Here is a 14,432-nt window from a genome sequence, read left to right on the forward strand (position 1 = left end):
GAGGCCCGAGCAGTTACTTATGTCATGACTTTCCGATCATGAACTTCACGTCAGGCCTGGCGACGCTTGCGGTCCGCCGCCGCCTCGCTCCCGCACGCGTACGCCAGCGCGTCGATCAGCTCCTCCGTGTCCGGCAGCCACCGGTTCGCCGGAGTGGGCCGCCGGGCCCACTGGACCGCGCCGCGGCCGCCGAAACGGGTGGGCGGCGCGGCCACGTACTCGCCCTCGCCGCGCGCCACCAGGTCGATGCCGGTCGGCGACCAGCCCAGCTTCCGTACGAGGTCGGCGACCTTGACGCCGGCGCCCGGCAGGACGAAGAACAGCATCCGGTGGTCGGGCGTCAGGGTGACCGGCCCGAGCGTGCGCTGCATTCGCTCCAGCCGTGCCAGCGCCAGGAAGCCGGCCGACTCCGGCACGTCCAGCGCGTCGAACGTCCGGCCCGTCGGCAGCAGGATCGAGGCCCCCGGGTGCTTCGCCCAGACCCGTCGGACCTGGACCGCGCTGCCCGTGGCCTGGGCCGCCCAGTCCTCCACCGCCGGGTGGGCGCCGGGCGCGGGGCAGTCCGCCGCTCCGCAGGAGCACAGCTCCCGGCCGTCGCCGGGCTCCAGCCAGGTGCCGGCGAAGACGTCCCAGTGCCGTTCTTCCGCGTACCGCACGGCATGGTCCAGCAGCAGTTCGCCGCGCTGCTTGGGGATGGGTGCGGTCTCCGTGACTCCGATGGTCTCTTCCACGCCCATCACAACTCCCCGGGTCACCCGGGGTTACGGGCGTAAACCAGCGGGTGGAAGGAGCATCGATCCTGCATACGGGGCGCACTGATGCACGCGTGGGGGCGCGTAGGAGGCCGGGGCGCTGGAGTTGGGTAGCGACACGACGCAGAGCGGAAGATTCTCCGCACATCAGGCGGGAAGTGATCATTCCAACGGATCACCCGCGGTCAGCAGGGGGTTTTCATGGCAGCCAGGCCTCTCGTCGCCCGCCAGCCGAACGAACGGCTGCAGGCGCTCATCCAGGAAGCCGGGTGCTCCAATGCCGGGCTCGCCCGGCGCGTGAACATGTGCGGGGCGGAGCACGGCCTCGATCTCCGCTACGACAAGACCTCCGTGGCCCGTTGGCTGCGCGGCCAGCAGCCACGCGGCCGGGCACCCGGAATCATCGCCGAGGCGATCGGGCGCAAGCTCGGCCGGACCGTCACCATCGACGAGATCGGCATGGCCAACGGCAAGAACCTCGCCTCCGGCGTCGGCCTCCAGTTCTCGCCGACCGTCATCGGCGCGATCGAGCAGGTCTGCGAGCTGTGGCGCAGCGACGTCGGCCGCCGCGACTTCCTGGCGGGTTCGAGCGTGGCGGCCTCCGCGCTCGTCGAGCCGAGCCGTGACTGGCTGATCACCGGGGCGGACACCCAGGTGGCCCGCAGCGGCGGCTCGCGGGTCGGCATGCCCGACGTCGAGGCGGTACGGGCCACCACCGAGGCGCTCAAGGACCTCGACCACCGCTTCGGCAGCGGGCACGTCCGGCCGGTGGTCGTGCACTACCTCAACTCGGTGGTGTCCGGGCTGATCGGCGGTTCCTACCGGGAGCCGGTGGGGCGGTCGCTGTTCGCCGCCGTCGCCCGGCTGACGGAGCTGGCGGGCTACATGGCGGTGGACACCGGCCAGCCGGGCCTGGCGCAGCGGTACTACATCCAGGCGCTACGGCTGGCCCAGGCGGCCGGCGACCGGGCGTACGGCGGGTACGTGCTGGCCGCGTCCATGAGCCACCTCGCCGCCGAACTGGGCAACCCGCGCGAGATCGCGCAGCTGGCGCGGGCCGCCCAGGAGGGCACGCGGGGGCAGGTCACCCCGCGCGTCGAGGCCATGTTCTACGCCGCCGAGGCGCGCGGGCACGCGCTGCTGGGGGACACCCGGGCCACGGCGGTGCTGTCGGCGCGGGCGGTCGGCGCGCTGGAGCGGGCGGAACCGGAGTCGGGCGACGACCCGGTGTGGATCCGGCACTTCGACGAGGCGTACCTCGCGGACGAGCTGGCGCACTGCCACCGGGACCTGGGCCAGGCCGAAGCCGCGGGCAAGCGGGCGGAGGAGGCCCTGCGGGGCCTCCCGGCGGGCAAGGCGCGGCGCCGGGCCATCGGGCTGCTGCTGCTGGCGGCGGCGCAGGTCCAGCAGCGCGAGGTGGAACAGGCCTGCCAGACCGCGACGAAGGCGGCGGAACTGTTGGAGGGGCTGCGGTCGAACCGGGGGGCGGAGTACCTGGAGGACTTCAGGACGAGGCTGGAGCCGTACCGGGAGGAGGCGGCGGTACGGGAGTTCGGGGCCCGCCTGGAAGCCAGGGTCGCCTGACGCTCCAGCGCAGCAGCCCGCACATGCCGGCGCTGCCGTCGCCCATCCCAGCCTCGCCCGCACCACTTCGGCCTCGCCGGCGTTCGAGGCGCGGGGGTCGGGGCGGCGCCCCCGCAACGGGCCCGCCCCCGGCCCACGGTCCGGTCACAGATTGGGGCTCCGCCCCGGACCCCGCGCCTCAAACGCCGGCGGGGCTGGGTTGTGCGGGGCTGCGCCCGGGGCCCTGCGCCTCAAACGCCGTGCGGGGCTGGGTTGTGCGGGCTGCGCCCAAAGCCCTGGGCCTCAATCGTCGGCGGGGCTGGGTTGTGCCCGGGCGGCCTGGATGGTGCCGGCGGCACCGGATGGTGGTGGGCCGCGCCGGATGGTGGCGCGGTGCGCCGGATGGTGCCGGGCTGTGCTGGATGGTGGTGGCGGGGTGGGAAGGGGCGGGGGTTCGGGTCGGGTACCGGGGGCAAACCCTGGCGAGGCTGGGTGCGGCGGTGCGTGACCGGGTAGCGTGACCGACGGTTCCGTAGGGTCGGGCGAGTCGGAGAAGGAGTCCCGGTGGCGCAGAGCGGACAAGGGGGCGCCCCCCAGCCGGGTGCCCCGTGGGGTCCGGACGAGGCGTCCGGGTATCCGGTGTACCCGGAGCAGCCGCAGCCCGGGCCCGCGTACGGGTACCCGCACGCGGCACCGGCACCGGGGCACGTGCTCGGGCCCGGCTACGAGGGGCCGGGGGAGCCGCACGGCTACGGGTACCCGCCGCTGCCCGAGGCCGCGACCCAGTACATTCCGCCCGTGCCGGCGGCTCCCGCGCGCGACGAGGCCGCGACGCAGTACATTCCGCCCGTGCCGGCCGCCTCCGCGCACGACGAGGCGGCGACGCAGTACATTCCGCCCGTGCCGGCGGCTCCCGCGCACGGCGAGGCGGCGACGCAGTACATTCCGCCCGTGCCAGCGGCTCCCGCGTACGGCGAGGCCGCGACGCAGTACATTCCGCCCGTGCCGCCGGGGTCCGCCGACCGCGACCGCGGCGTCGAGGGGTTCGACGGGCTGTTCCGCGGCGATGACGGCTCCGCCGGGCACACCCAGCACCTGCCGCCCGTCCAGGAGCCCGTGCTGCGCCAGCCGCCGCCGCGCCCGTACCCGCCGCGCGCGCAGCGCCCCGTACCTCCCGTGCAGCCCCACCCGCAGCAGCAGTACGCCCCGCCCCCGCCCCCGCCCCCGGCGCCGGAGGCACCCCGCAGGGTCTCGCCCGCCGTCATCGCCGCCGTGGTCATCGGCTTGGCGGTGGTCGGGCTCGGCGTCGGCTCGCTGCTCAGCGACGACAAGCCGCAGAACAACGACCCCGGCGCGGTGCCGGCCGCGCCGGCCGCCAGCGGCGCCTCCGCCGCCCCCGGCGGCGAGGCTCCCGTCGACCCGGCCCGCCCGCAGGCCGTCCAGCTGGACAAGCTCCTCGCGGACAGCAACGACAGCCGGGCCTCGGTGATCAAGGCCGTCGAGGACATCAAGGGCTGCAGCAACCTCGGCCAGGCGGCGGCCGACCTGCGCGACGCGGCCCGCCAGCGCGAGGAACTCGTCACGCGCCTCCAGGAGCTGAAGCTGGACAAGCTCCCGGACAACGCCAAGCTGACCGCGGCCCTCACCAAGGCCTGGCAGTCCTCCGCGGACGCCGACGACAGCTACGCCGCCTGGGCGGACGACGTGGACGCCGACAAGTGCAAGGACGGCAAGGCCAAGTCGACCAAGAACGCAGCCGAGGCCAACAAGTCGAGCGGCGAGGCGACCAAGGCCAAGGAGTCGGCCGCGACCATGTGGAACACGATCGCGGCCAAGTACGGCCTCACCAAGCGGGACAAGTCCCAGCTCTGAGCATCAGGCCGTCCGGGGCGCCTGCACCAGGGTCGGGGTCATGTCGAGGGGCGGCTCGCCGGGCTGCGCCACGAGCCGTCCGGCCTGGACGATCTGGAAGGTGACCTGGCCGTTGACGATGCGGGGGAAGCCGGCGACGGCGCGCATGTCCTGGTAGCGCCAGCTCAGGTCCGGGGTGAGGCCGCCGGTCTTGACGGGCTGGGACTCGTTCAGCGCCCGCTTGACCAGGCGGGCGGTGATGCTCTCGTCGTCCTTGAAGCGCTTCACGATCTCGCTCAGCACGGTGTACGCGATCCAGGTGGTCTGCGCCCCGCTGTCGTCGGGGTCGACGTTGTCGTCGCCGAAGGCGTGCTCGGCGACCACGTTCCGCATCGGCGTCCAGAGCGGATCGGAGCCCACCGGGTGCCAGCTGGTGACGTAGGCGCCCTCGAAGGGGCTCTCCTTGCCGCCGGTGCGGTCCACCAGGGACTGGCTGACGCTGCCCAGGACGGAGGAGATCTGCGGCTTCTTGCGCTGCGCCTCGGTCCGGCGGAAGGCGTCGAAGAAGGTCTCGGTGCGCTCACCGAGGACGGCGGTGACGCAGCCCTTCTCCTTTTCCTTCTCCTTGCCGGTGCCGGTGCCGGTGCCGGTGCCGGTGCCGGTGGTGTGCGCGAGCGCCTCCCGGGCCTGCGGCCCGAAGTCCGCGGAGTCCTCGGCGGCCCGGATGTCGGCGGCGTCGGCCATCTTGTTGGCCCGCAGCCCGGCGTTGAGCAGGACCGGCAGGGTGTCGCCGGCGAGGGTGTCGGGGCGGACGAGGGCGACCTGGGCGCAGGCGCGGCTCAGCTGGTGGCCGGCGCCAGCGATCAGGACGGGCTGGCCGCCGTTGACCGGGTAGGAGAGCGGGGACTGGAACTCCTCGGAGGAGACCCCGTAGCCGCCGATGAAGGGGATGCCCTCCGCCTCCAGCGGGGCCATGAAGGCGCGTCCGTGCTGGCTGTACGAGCCGACGACGGCGACGGCCTTCTCGGCGACCGCCTTGCGGGCGCAGTCGGCGGCGCCGGTGGGTGTGTTCTTCTCGTTGCAGGTCAGTACGCGCAGTTTGTGCCCGTTGATCCCGCCCGTGGAATTCACCCAGCGTTCGTACGCCTTCGCCATGCCGGTCATCCCCGGCATGTTGGTCGCCTTGGTGCCCTCCGGCGCGAAGGTCATGACCGTGATGGTCCCCCCGGAGCCCCCCGGGCCTCCGGGGAGCGCCCCGCATCCGGCGACGAGACAAGCACCCATCGCCGTGGCCACGAAGGTGCGGGACAGGGATGTTGCGCGTCGCGAGATGGTCATGTCCATGCACCATTCCGCCCCACAGGTAACTGTCGAGTGAGATGGACACAACATTCGGTGACGCCCAGGTGAATTAGGGGGGCGCGCTCTCCGTCGCAGGCGCCTGAAGATCGCGTTCAACCGGAACGTACGATCGAAAGCGTGACATTCGCCCAAGGTTCGAAGAACTCTTCCCGCCGCGGTGGCCGCTCCTCCACCATGGGCGGCATGCCCCTCAATGACATGCCGTGGTGGCGCTGGCGCGGCAACGTGCGCTCGGCGCTGCACATGCTCTCCGACCCGGCCTTCCACGAGGACACCTGGCTGACCGGCACCGATGGGTACGGCGACGTCACGGACGCCGTGTACCGGCTCGTCGAGGACACCTGGCTCGACAGCTGGTCGGCCGAGAAGTACGTCGGCACGATCTTCCGCGACTCGCAGGAGGCCGCCCTCGTCGACCTCGCGGTGCTGCGGGTGCTCCGCATCCTCCACCAGGTCGGGCCCGACGCCCCGGTCTCCGCCTACCTGGAGCACCACGCGTGGCCCGAGGCGGTACGTGCCGCCCGCGAGGCGCACGTACGGCTCGCGGAGGCGGACGGGGACGACCCGGACGTCCGGCCGACGTCGCTGGAAGTGTTGAGGATCCTCACCCGCGCGGTGTGAAAGGCTGTGCGGTCATGAGCGACCCGCACAACGAGGCCCCGGCCCAGCCCCAGCCCCAGTACGTCCTGACCGTGTCCTGCCCCGACAAGCAGGGCATCGTGCACGCCGTGTCGAGCTACCTCTTCATGACCGGCTGCAACATCGTGGACAGCCAGCAGTTCGGAGACCGGGAGACCGGACTCTTCTTCATGCGGGTGCACTTCGAGGCCGAGCCCGCGGTGACCGTCGAGAAGCTGCGCGCCAGCTTCGCCGCGATCGGCGACTCGTTCAAGATGGACTGGCAGATCCACCGCTCCGAGGAGCGGATGCGGATCGTCCTCATGGTGTCGAAGTTCGGCCACTGCCTGAACGACCTGCTGTTCCGATCGAGCATCGGCGCCCTGCCGGTCGAGATCGCGGCCGTGGTCTCCAACCACACCGACTTCGCCGAGCTGGTCGCCTCGTACGAGGTCCCGTTCGTGCACATCCCGGTGACGAAGGAGACGAAGGCGGCGGCGGAGGCGCAGCTGCTGGAGCTCGTGCGCGCGGAGAACGTCGAGCTGGTGGTGCTGGCGCGGTACATGCAGGTGCTGTCGGACACCCTGTGCAAGGAGCTGAGCGGGCGGATCATCAACATCCACCACTCGTTCCTGCCGAGCTTCAAGGGCGCGAAGCCGTACCACCAGGCGCACGCGCGCGGTGTGAAGCTGATCGGCGCGACCGCGCACTACGTGACGGCGGACCTCGACGAGGGGCCGATCATCGAGCAGGAGGTCGAGCGGGTGGGCCACGAGGTGACCCCGGACCAGCTGGTGGCGGTGGGGCGGGACGTGGAGTGCCAGGCGCTCGCGCGCGCGGTGAAGTGGCACAGCGAGCACCGCGTCCTCCTGAACGGCTCCCGCACGGTCGTCTTCGCGTAACCACCCCTCCGGCCCGGCCGCACCGTTCAGCCCCTCCGGGGCGGCGCAAATCCAGCTTCGCCGGGGCCGCACCCATCCGGCCTGGCCGCGCCATCCAGCCCCTCCGGCGTTTGAGGAGCGGGGTCTGGGGCGGCGTCCCAGGAGGCCGGGCCGCAGGGGCCGGATACCGGTGCGAGACGCGGTCGGGCCGGTGCGGCCCGGCCGCTGGGGGCGCCGCCCCCAGACCCCCGCGCCTCAAACGCCGGCGGGGCTGAATGGTGCGGCCAGGCCGGAGGATCGGGGCTCGGCTCCGGACCCCGCGCCTCAAACGCCGGCGGGGCTGGGGTGTGCCGACGAGGCTGGGGTGTGCCGGCGCAGCGGGTTGTGCCGGGCGGGCTGGACGGTGCCGGGTAGGCCGCCTGGCCTGGTCGTTGACTGCGCGGCCCGCCGCAGGCGTCAGGCGTCAGGGGCTTCCACCCCGCAGTACGACGCGAACGCCGCCAGGATCTCGTCCTCCGAGATGCGGCCGTCGCCGTCGGCGTCGAGGGCGGTGGCCAGCTGGGGGGCCAGGTCGGGCGGGGTGCCGAGGACGCGCAGGACGCGGGCGGCGGCCTGCGGGGTGGCCCCCGCGCCGTCCTCGTCCGCCACCGCGATCACGGCCCGCAGGAACGGCCGCGCGATCTCCGCGAACCGCTCCGGGTTGTCCCGCAGCCGCTTCGCCGCCCCGGTGATGAACTCCTCGCGGGACACCCGCTGGTCCCCGTCGACGTCCGCGATGCCGGCCATCCCCTGCCAGAACGCCTCCGCCCCCGCGAAGACGGCCTGGCCCCGGTCCGACCGGGCGGCGGTATCGAATTCGGCCAGGACGGCCTTCGCGGCCGTGCTGAAGTCCTCCCGGTCGATGTACCCGGACCCGTCCTGGTCGAAAGTGGCGAATCGGGCGGCGATCTTGCGCTCGTATTCTGCGCTGTCCATGTTCGGCGTTCCGCCTTCACGTATGCGATGGGGTTCAGTTCAAGACAAGGCAGGAGCGTAAGGCCTACGTGGCCAGCGCGTTAAGCGAAGTGGTCAAGGAGGCTGCCGCATCGAACCCGCGCACGGGGAGCGCAGTGGGGCGCGTACACCTGTCCCCATGTGCGGTCGGCGGCACCACCGTTCACGCCCTGCCACGCCCCTATCACGGAGGGCGCACTTCGAGGGTGAGCTTCTCTCAAAACGGGCGCGAACCGCCATGTGCCCACTACATTCGTTGGGTCGACACACGGCTGGGGGCACTTATGCCGAAGGACGTACCACCGCGCTGGGACCGCCGCATGCAGCAACGCCTGGCCCGCGGCGAGGCCGCCGCGCTCGGAGAGCTGTACGACCGCTTCGCCTCGCTCGTGCACAGCCTGGCGCACCGGGTGCTGGGCGACGAGAAGGCGGCGGACCGGATCACCCGCGAGGTCTTCGGCTACATCTGGGAGAACCCGGACGCCTACGACCCCAAGCAGGGCTCCATGCGCTCCTGGGTCGCCCGGATCACCCAGGGCCAGGCGGTGGCCCGGCTGCGCCAGGCCGAACTGGGCCGGGGCTCCCGCGAGGAGCTGGAGCAGAAGGTGCGCAGCGCCAACGCGGCCGCCCGCGCGGACTACATCGTCACCTCCATGCCCGCGCCGCTGCGCGCCGCGCTCGAACTCGCGTACTTCCAGCGGCGCGACTACCGACAGGCCGCCGCCGACCTGCAGATCAGCGAGGACGAGGCGCGCCGCCGGCTGCGGCTCGGCCTCCAGCTGCTGTCGACCGCCAACGCCCTCCCGCAGGAGGACACCGCCCAGTCCGGATACGGAACGCCCCGATGAACGGCCCTGCCGAGTCGCCCGACGACGGATACGAGCGTCCCGGCGGCCGGGCGTGGATACCGGGTCCGCGCGGAGCCGCCGACGACCTGCACCCGGGGTACGCGCCGCAGCCGCCGCGCACGCCGAGGCCGGTGCCGGAACCCGTGCCCGAGCCGTTCCCGGAGCCGGTGGCGCCGCCCTCGCACGCCGTGCTGAAGTCCCTGCTCGGCGCGTGGGCGCTGGCGGCCTGCTCCGCCGAGGAGACGCAGGCGGTCGAGGACCACCTCACCGAGTGCGCACCGTGCGCGGAGGAGGCGTTGCGGCTGCGCGACGCGGTGGGGCTGCTGCACCCGGAGGAGCCCCTCGACCTGAAACCGCTGCTGCGCTCGCGGGTCCTGGAGGACTGCCTTGGCAAGCGGCCGGCGCGCATCCCGGTTCCGGTGTGGGCGAGCCCGTACGACACCGAGACCGCGCGGCTCGACGCGCTGCTGCAGGACTTCGGGGACTCCGAGTGGCACACCCCGGTGCGGCTGAAGTGGTTCGAGGAGGAGCGGCGCCGCTCGCAGCGGACGACGGTGGCGGGGGTCATCGGCCATCTGATGACGGTGGACGGGCTGATCGCCAACGCGCTGGGGCTGGACGACCCGCTGGGTCCGGACGCGCCGCCGGGCGGCCCGACCGCGCGGACGGAGCACTTCTGGAACGCGTCGGCGTACCCGACGACGCGGCAGGTCCGCGATCCGTGGCGGGAGCAGGGGCACACGCTGGTGCGTACGGTGTCCTTCGCCGGCCGGGGCATCGCCGAGCTGGCCGTGGACTACGGGAACTTCGCGCTGCCGCTCGGGGACGCGTTCCTGGAGCGGGCCTTCGAGTGCTGGGTGCACGCGTGGGACATCGCGGAGGCGGTGGACTACCCGTACGAGCCGCCGTCCGGGCCGCACCTGCACGGGATGATCGACCTGGCGGCTCGGCTCCTGCCGGGTGCGCTGGCGCAGCGGCGGCGCACGGGTCTGGCGGCCCCGGCGCGGGGCCTGGTCGCGGCGGGCGCGCCCGGGCCGGACCCTGCACCTGGAGATCGAGGGCGCGGGTGGCGGCGGCTGGGACATCGCCTTGGACTCGCCGGGGGCGAAGCCGTCGCCGGAGCGCACGGTGGCGGAGATCGCCCTGGACGGCATCGAGTTCTGCCAGCTGGCGGCCGGCCACATCTCCCCGCAGGAGGCGGCGGTGGGCCAGCACGGCGACCGCGAGGCGATCCGCGACGTCCTCTTCGCGGCGGCATCGCTGAGCAGGCTGTAGGGGCCGGGCTTGGTGGGCGTGACTCCCGCGCGGTGGATACGGAGCCCACGCGTGCGGGGTTTTCGCCCTCTGGCCCTCCGCTCGCGTGCGGTGGTTGCCCACCCGCCCTCTCGGCGGTGGGGCGGGGGCAGAAGGCCTGCTGGTCGGGGTCAGGGGTGGGCGCCACTCCGACGGGCCGGTTCCCTCTGAGGGCGGGGGCTCGGCGGCGGGATCTCGTCCGCGGGTGAGCCGGTGCGCGGCCGCCGGACTCAGGCGTAGCGTTCGCGGAGTTTGTACTTGAGGATCTTGCGCAGGGCCTCGTTGCGGGGGAGGGAGTCCAGGAGCTCCAGCTGTTCCGGGAGCTTGTGGGTGGCCAGGCCTTCCGCGCGGAGGTACGCCGTCAGCTGGGGGAGGGTCAAAGGGGCCGCCCCCGGGGGTTGTTCCACGACGGCGCAGACGCGTTCGCCGCGGGCCGGGTCCGGGAGGCCGATGACCGCGACGTCCGCGACGCCGGGGAGGCGGTGGAGGAGGTCCTCGATCTCCTTCGCGGAGATGTTCTCGCCCTTGCGGATGATGACGTCCTTGCTGCGGCCCGTGAGGACCAGGTAGCCGTCTTGGGTCAGGTGGCCGAGGTCGCCCGTGATCAGGTAGCCGTCGGCGTCGAAGACCTCCGTCGACTGGTCGCGGTTCAGGTAGCCCTGGCAGACGGCCTCGCCCCGGAGCCGGACCTCGCCGTCCGTGTTCGGGGGGAGCGGGGTGCCGTCCGGGGTGGTGATGCGGATGGACATGCCCGCCGGGGGGCGGCCCTCCGTGGTCGCCAGGTGGTCGGGGGTGTCGTCCGGGGCGCCCATGGTGATCATCGGGACCTCGGTCATGCCGTAGCCGTGGGTCAGCTGGCAGCCCATCTCGCGGACGACGGCGTGGTAGATCTCCGGCGGCTTCGGGGCGCCGCCGCCGGCGAGGAGACGGAGGGTGGGGATGAGCTTCGACGAGGGGTCCTTGCGCTGCTCGGTCAGGAACATCGAGTAGAAGGCGGTCGATCCGCCGGCCACCGTGACCCCGTGGCGGCGGTAGCCGTCCAGCGCGTCGGGCATCGCGAACTTCTCGAAGAGGACCGCGGGGAAGCCGTACAGGAGCAGCATCACCAGGTAGTCCGGGCCGCCTATGTGGGCGTACGGGAAGGCCATCGAGCCGACGTCGTACGGATCCGGGCGCAGGGCGTGCGCGAGGCAGGATCCGCCCGCGATGAGGGAGCGGTCGGTGTGCAGGACGCCCTTGGGGTCGGAGGTGGTGCCGGAGGTCCAGTAGATCCACCGGACGTCCGTGCCGGAGGCGGGTGGCGCGGGGAGGGCGTAGGGGTCGCCGTCCGGGAGGTCCGCGTAGGCCTCGAAGACGCCGCGGGCGCCGAGCCGCCGGGCCATTGCGGGGTGGTCGAAGCCGCGCCAGACCCCGGGGACGGCGAAGAACCCGGCCTTGGACCCGCGGAGCGCGAAGCCGACCTCGCGGTCGCGGTAGAAGGGGATGACGGGGCTCTGGACGGCGCCGATCCGGGCGAGGGCGACGGAGAGCAGGACGGTCTCGATGCGGGTGGGGAGCTGCCAGGCGACGACCGTGCCGGGGCGGACGCCCATGCCGTGGAGGCCGGCGGCGACGCGTTCGGAGCGGTCGCGCAGTTCCCCGAAGGTCAGCCGGCGGTCGTGCGCCGGGTCCTCGGCCGCCTCGATCAGGACGGTGGCGTCCGGGGTCACTGCGGCCCGGCGGGTGATCAGTTCCCACAGGGTGCGGGAGCGGCTCAGTTCTGTCGCGGTCGCGGTGTCCGTCATCCCAGACCTCTCCATAGCTGACGGATAGTCAGATCAAGCGCAGAGCGTAGGGCTCCGGCGCTTGTCGGTCCAGGGGTGGCGGGGCTAGCTTGTTTCTGACGATCCATCAGATTGGCATCGGATTGGGGAGACGGCCATGGGACTGGAACTGCCTCGGATCATCAGCGTCGACGACCACGTGATCGAACCCGCACACCTCTTCGACGTCTGGCTGCCCGCCAAGTACCGCGACCGGGGACCCAAGGCGCTCACCGCCGGCATCGGCGAGCTGGCGTACACGGGCGGCAAGTACGTGATCACCATGGATCCCGACGGCCCGCCGACCGACTGGTGGATCTACGAGGACCTGAAGTTCCCGTACAAGCGCAACATCGCCGCCGTCGGCTTCGACCGCGACGACATGACCCTGGAGGGGATCACCCGGGAGGAGATGCGCCGCGGCTGCTGGGACCCGAAGGCGCGCCTCGCCGACATGGACCTCAACCACGTCGAGGCCTCGCTGTGCTTCCCCACCTTCCCGCGCTTCTGCGGGCAGACCTTCGCCGAGGCCCACGACAAGGAGGTGGCCCTCGCCTGCGTGCGCGCGTACAACGACTGGATGGTCGAGGAGTGGTGCGGCGACAGCGGCGGCCGGCTGATCCCGCTGTGCATCATCCCGCTCTGGGACATCGACCTGGCGGTCGCGGAGATCCGGCGCAACGCCGCCCGCGGGGTGCGCGCCGTGACCTTCTCCGAGATCCCCACCCACCTGGGCCTGCCGTCCATCCACTCCGGCTACTGGGACCCCTTCTTCGCCGTCTGCCAGGAGACCGGCACGGTCGTCAACATGCACATCGGGTCCAGCTCCCAGATGCCCGCCGCGTCCCCCGACGCGCCGCCCGCCGTCCAGGCCTCGCTCAGCTTCAACAACGCCATGGCCTCGATGATGGACTTCCTCTTCAGCGGCGTCCTGGTGAAGTTCCCGACGCTCAAGCTCGCCTACAGCGAGGGCCAGATGGGCTGGATCCCGTACGCCCTGGAGCGCGCCGACGACGTCTGGGAGGAGCACCGGGCCTGGGGCGGGGTCCGCGACCTGATCCCCGAGCCGCCGTCCACCTACTACTACCGGCAGATCTTCTGCTGCTTCTTCCGCGACAAGCACGGGATCGCCTCGATCGACGTCGTCGGACGCGACAACGCCACCTTCGAGACCGACTACCCGCACGTGGACTCGACCTTCCCGCACACCAAGGAGGTCGCCCTCGACCACGTGAAGGGGCTCGACGAGCTGACGATCCACAAGCTGATGCGCGGCAACGCCATCCGCATGCTCGGCCTGGACCTCGTCTGATGGATCTGACCTGCACGGAGGAGGAAGAGGACTTCCGGGCACGGCTGCGCGCATGGCTCGGCAAGGTGCTGCCCGAGCTGCCCGCCAAGCCGTCCCCGGACGACTGGCCCGGACGGCGGGCGTACGACCTCGGCTGGCAGCGCAGGCTGTACGAGGCCGGGTACGCGGGCCTGCACTGGCCGGTGGACGCCGGCGGCCGCGGGGCCACCCCGACCCAGCACCTGATCTTCCTGGAGGAGACGGAGCGCGCCGGGGCCCCGTACGTCGGCGCGAACTTCGTCGGGCTGCTGCACGCCGGCCCGACGATCGCCGCCGAGGGCAGCGCCGGGCAGCGGGCGCGCTGGCTGCCGCCCGTGCTGCGCGGCGACGAGGTGTGGTGCCAGGGGTTCAGCGAGCCGGACGCGGGCTCGGACCTCGCCTCCCTGCGCACGCGGGCGGTCCGCGACGGCGACGACTACGTGGTCACCGGGTCGAAGATCTGGACCTCGCACGCGGAGGTCGCCGACTGGTGCGAGCTGCTGGTGCGGACGGACCCCGAGGCCCCCAAGCACCGGGGGATCTCCTGGCTGGCCATGCCGATGGACGCGCCGGGGGTCACCGTACGGCCGCTGCGCACGCTCGCCGGGTCGACCGAGTTCGCGGAGATGTTCCTCGACGAGGTGCGGATCCCGGTCGCGAACCGGGTCGGGGCCGAGAACGACGGCTGGCGCGTCACCATGGTCACCCTCTCCTTCGAGCGGGGCACCGCCTTCGTCGGCGAGGTCGTCGCCTGCCGCCGGACCCTGGGCGAGCTGGCCCGCACGGCGAAGGCGAACGGCCGCTGGGACGATCCGGTGCTGCGGCGCAGGCTGGGGCGGCTGTACGGGGAGTTCGGCGCGCTGTGGCGGCTCACCCAGTGGAACGTCAGTGAGTCGGAGGGCTCCGGCGGGGTCCCCGGCATCGGCGGCTCGGTCTTCAAGCTCGCCTACTCGCACGCGCGGCAGGAGCTGTACGAGGTGGCGGCGGAGGTGCTGGGCGCCGCCTCCCTGTCCCTGGAGGAGGAATGGACCCTGGACCGGCTCTCCTCGCTCTCGTACACGATCGCGGCGGGAACCTCGCAGATCCAGCAGAACATCGTCGCCGAGCGGATCCTCGGCCTCCCGAAGGGCCGGTGAGGG

General features: G+C 72.6%; 11 protein-coding genes and 1 pseudogene. 8 read left to right on the forward strand and 4 right to left on the reverse strand.

Annotated elements, in window-relative coordinates; genetic code table 11:
* Positions 1-50: 50 nt before the first annotated feature.
* Positions 51-737 carry a bifunctional DNA primase/polymerase gene (locus tag IF88_RS0101905; protein ID WP_030706740.1) on the reverse strand — a complete coding sequence of 229 codons (687 nt, stop codon included), beginning with the start codon at positions 735-737 and terminating at the stop codon, positions 51-53.
* Positions 738-953: 216 nt separating this feature from the next.
* On the opposite strand from IF88_RS0101905, the gene IF88_RS0101910 reads away from it, so the two are divergent.
* Positions 954-2,336: a hypothetical protein gene (locus tag IF88_RS0101910; protein WP_030706741.1), complete on the forward strand. Its 1,383-nt coding sequence runs from the start codon at positions 954-956 to the stop codon at positions 2,334-2,336.
* A 543-nt stretch (positions 2,337-2,879) separates the two neighbouring features.
* Entirely contained in the window at positions 2,880-4,187 is a 1,308-nt protein-coding gene (locus tag IF88_RS0101915; protein WP_051836298.1) for a hypothetical protein, read from the forward strand.
* A 3-nt stretch (positions 4,188-4,190) separates the two neighbouring features.
* Here the strand turns inward: IF88_RS0101915 and IF88_RS0101920 are convergent, their stop codons facing one another.
* Positions 4,191-5,504, reverse strand: a complete 1,314-nt coding sequence (locus tag IF88_RS0101920; protein WP_030706744.1) for an ABC transporter substrate-binding protein — start codon at positions 5,502-5,504, stop codon at positions 4,191-4,193.
* A gap of 198 nt (positions 5,505-5,702) precedes the next feature.
* Between IF88_RS0101920 and IF88_RS0101925 the strand changes: the two genes are divergently transcribed.
* Positions 5,703-6,149, forward strand: a complete 447-nt coding sequence (locus IF88_RS0101925; protein WP_030706745.1) for an SCO4402 family protein — start codon at positions 5,703-5,705, stop codon at positions 6,147-6,149.
* A gap of 14 nt (positions 6,150-6,163) precedes the next feature.
* Positions 6,164-7,048: a formyltetrahydrofolate deformylase gene (gene purU / locus IF88_RS0101930; RefSeq protein WP_030706746.1), complete on the forward strand. Its 885-nt coding sequence runs from the start codon at positions 6,164-6,166 to the stop codon at positions 7,046-7,048.
* Between the two features lie 435 nt (positions 7,049-7,483).
* Here purU and IF88_RS48960 read toward each other — a convergent pair whose 3' ends face one another.
* Positions 7,484-8,002: an EF-hand domain-containing protein gene (locus tag IF88_RS48960; RefSeq protein WP_030706747.1), complete on the reverse strand. Its 519-nt coding sequence runs from the start codon at positions 8,000-8,002 to the stop codon at positions 7,484-7,486.
* Between the two features lie 302 nt (positions 8,003-8,304).
* Between IF88_RS48960 and IF88_RS0101940 the strand changes: the two genes are divergently transcribed.
* Positions 8,305-8,868: a sigma-70 family RNA polymerase sigma factor gene (locus IF88_RS0101940; protein ID WP_030706748.1), complete on the forward strand. Its 564-nt coding sequence runs from the start codon at positions 8,305-8,307 to the stop codon at positions 8,866-8,868.
* Positions 8,865-10,143, forward strand: a pseudogene (locus IF88_RS39930) (maleylpyruvate isomerase N-terminal domain-containing protein). The gene IF88_RS0101940 and the pseudogene IF88_RS39930 overlap by 4 nt, the downstream one beginning before the upstream one ends.
* A 248-nt stretch (positions 10,144-10,391) precedes the next feature.
* Here the strand turns inward: IF88_RS39930 and IF88_RS0101950 are convergent.
* Complete coding sequence (locus IF88_RS0101950; protein WP_030706749.1) at positions 10,392-11,945, reverse strand: AMP-binding protein; 1,554 nt, start codon at positions 11,943-11,945, stop codon at positions 10,392-10,394.
* A 136-nt stretch (positions 11,946-12,081) separates the two neighbouring features.
* Between IF88_RS0101950 and IF88_RS0101955 the strand changes: the two genes are divergently transcribed.
* Both IF88_RS0101955 and IF88_RS0101960 read left to right on the forward strand, forming a co-directional pair.
* Positions 12,082-13,275 carry an amidohydrolase family protein gene (locus IF88_RS0101955; protein WP_030706750.1) on the forward strand — a complete coding sequence of 398 codons (1,194 nt, stop codon included), beginning with the start codon at positions 12,082-12,084 and terminating at the stop codon, positions 13,273-13,275.
* Positions 13,275-14,429, forward strand: a complete 1,155-nt coding sequence (locus tag IF88_RS0101960) for an acyl-CoA dehydrogenase family protein (protein WP_030706751.1) — start codon at positions 13,275-13,277, stop codon at positions 14,427-14,429. Before IF88_RS0101955 ends, IF88_RS0101960 begins: the two co-directional genes overlap by 1 nt.
* Positions 14,430-14,432 lie beyond the last annotated feature (3 nt).

This window comes from Streptomyces sp. NRRL F-2580 (assembly GCF_000720115.1).
Lineage (GTDB): Bacteria > Actinomycetota > Actinomycetes > Streptomycetales > Streptomycetaceae > Streptomyces.

What these genes read in the sequence shown, in the direction of transcription:
- IF88_RS0101940 (WP_030706748.1), top strand. Translation starts at nt 8,305, where the DNA reads ATGCCGAAGGACGTACCACCGCGCTGGGACCGCCGCATGCAGCAACGC.
- IF88_RS0101905 (WP_030706740.1), bottom strand. Translation starts at nt 737, where the DNA reads ATGGGCGTGGAAGAGACCATCGGAGTCACGGAGACCGCACCCATCCCC.
- purU (WP_030706746.1), top strand. Translation starts at nt 6,164, where the DNA reads ATGAGCGACCCGCACAACGAGGCCCCGGCCCAGCCCCAGCCCCAGTAC.
- IF88_RS0101910 (WP_030706741.1), top strand. Translation starts at nt 954, where the DNA reads ATGGCAGCCAGGCCTCTCGTCGCCCGCCAGCCGAACGAACGGCTGCAG.
- IF88_RS0101920 (WP_030706744.1), bottom strand. Translation starts at nt 5,504, where the DNA reads ATGACCATCTCGCGACGCGCAACATCCCTGTCCCGCACCTTCGTGGCC.
- IF88_RS48960 (WP_030706747.1), bottom strand. Translation starts at nt 8,002, where the DNA reads ATGGACAGCGCAGAATACGAGCGCAAGATCGCCGCCCGATTCGCCACT.
- IF88_RS0101925 (WP_030706745.1), top strand. Translation starts at nt 5,703, where the DNA reads ATGGGCGGCATGCCCCTCAATGACATGCCGTGGTGGCGCTGGCGCGGC.
- IF88_RS0101950 (WP_030706749.1), bottom strand. Translation starts at nt 11,945, where the DNA reads ATGACGGACACCGCGACCGCGACAGAACTGAGCCGCTCCCGCACCCTG.
- IF88_RS0101960 (WP_030706751.1), top strand. Translation starts at nt 13,275, where the DNA reads ATGGATCTGACCTGCACGGAGGAGGAAGAGGACTTCCGGGCACGGCTG.
- IF88_RS0101955 (WP_030706750.1), top strand. Translation starts at nt 12,082, where the DNA reads ATGGGACTGGAACTGCCTCGGATCATCAGCGTCGACGACCACGTGATC.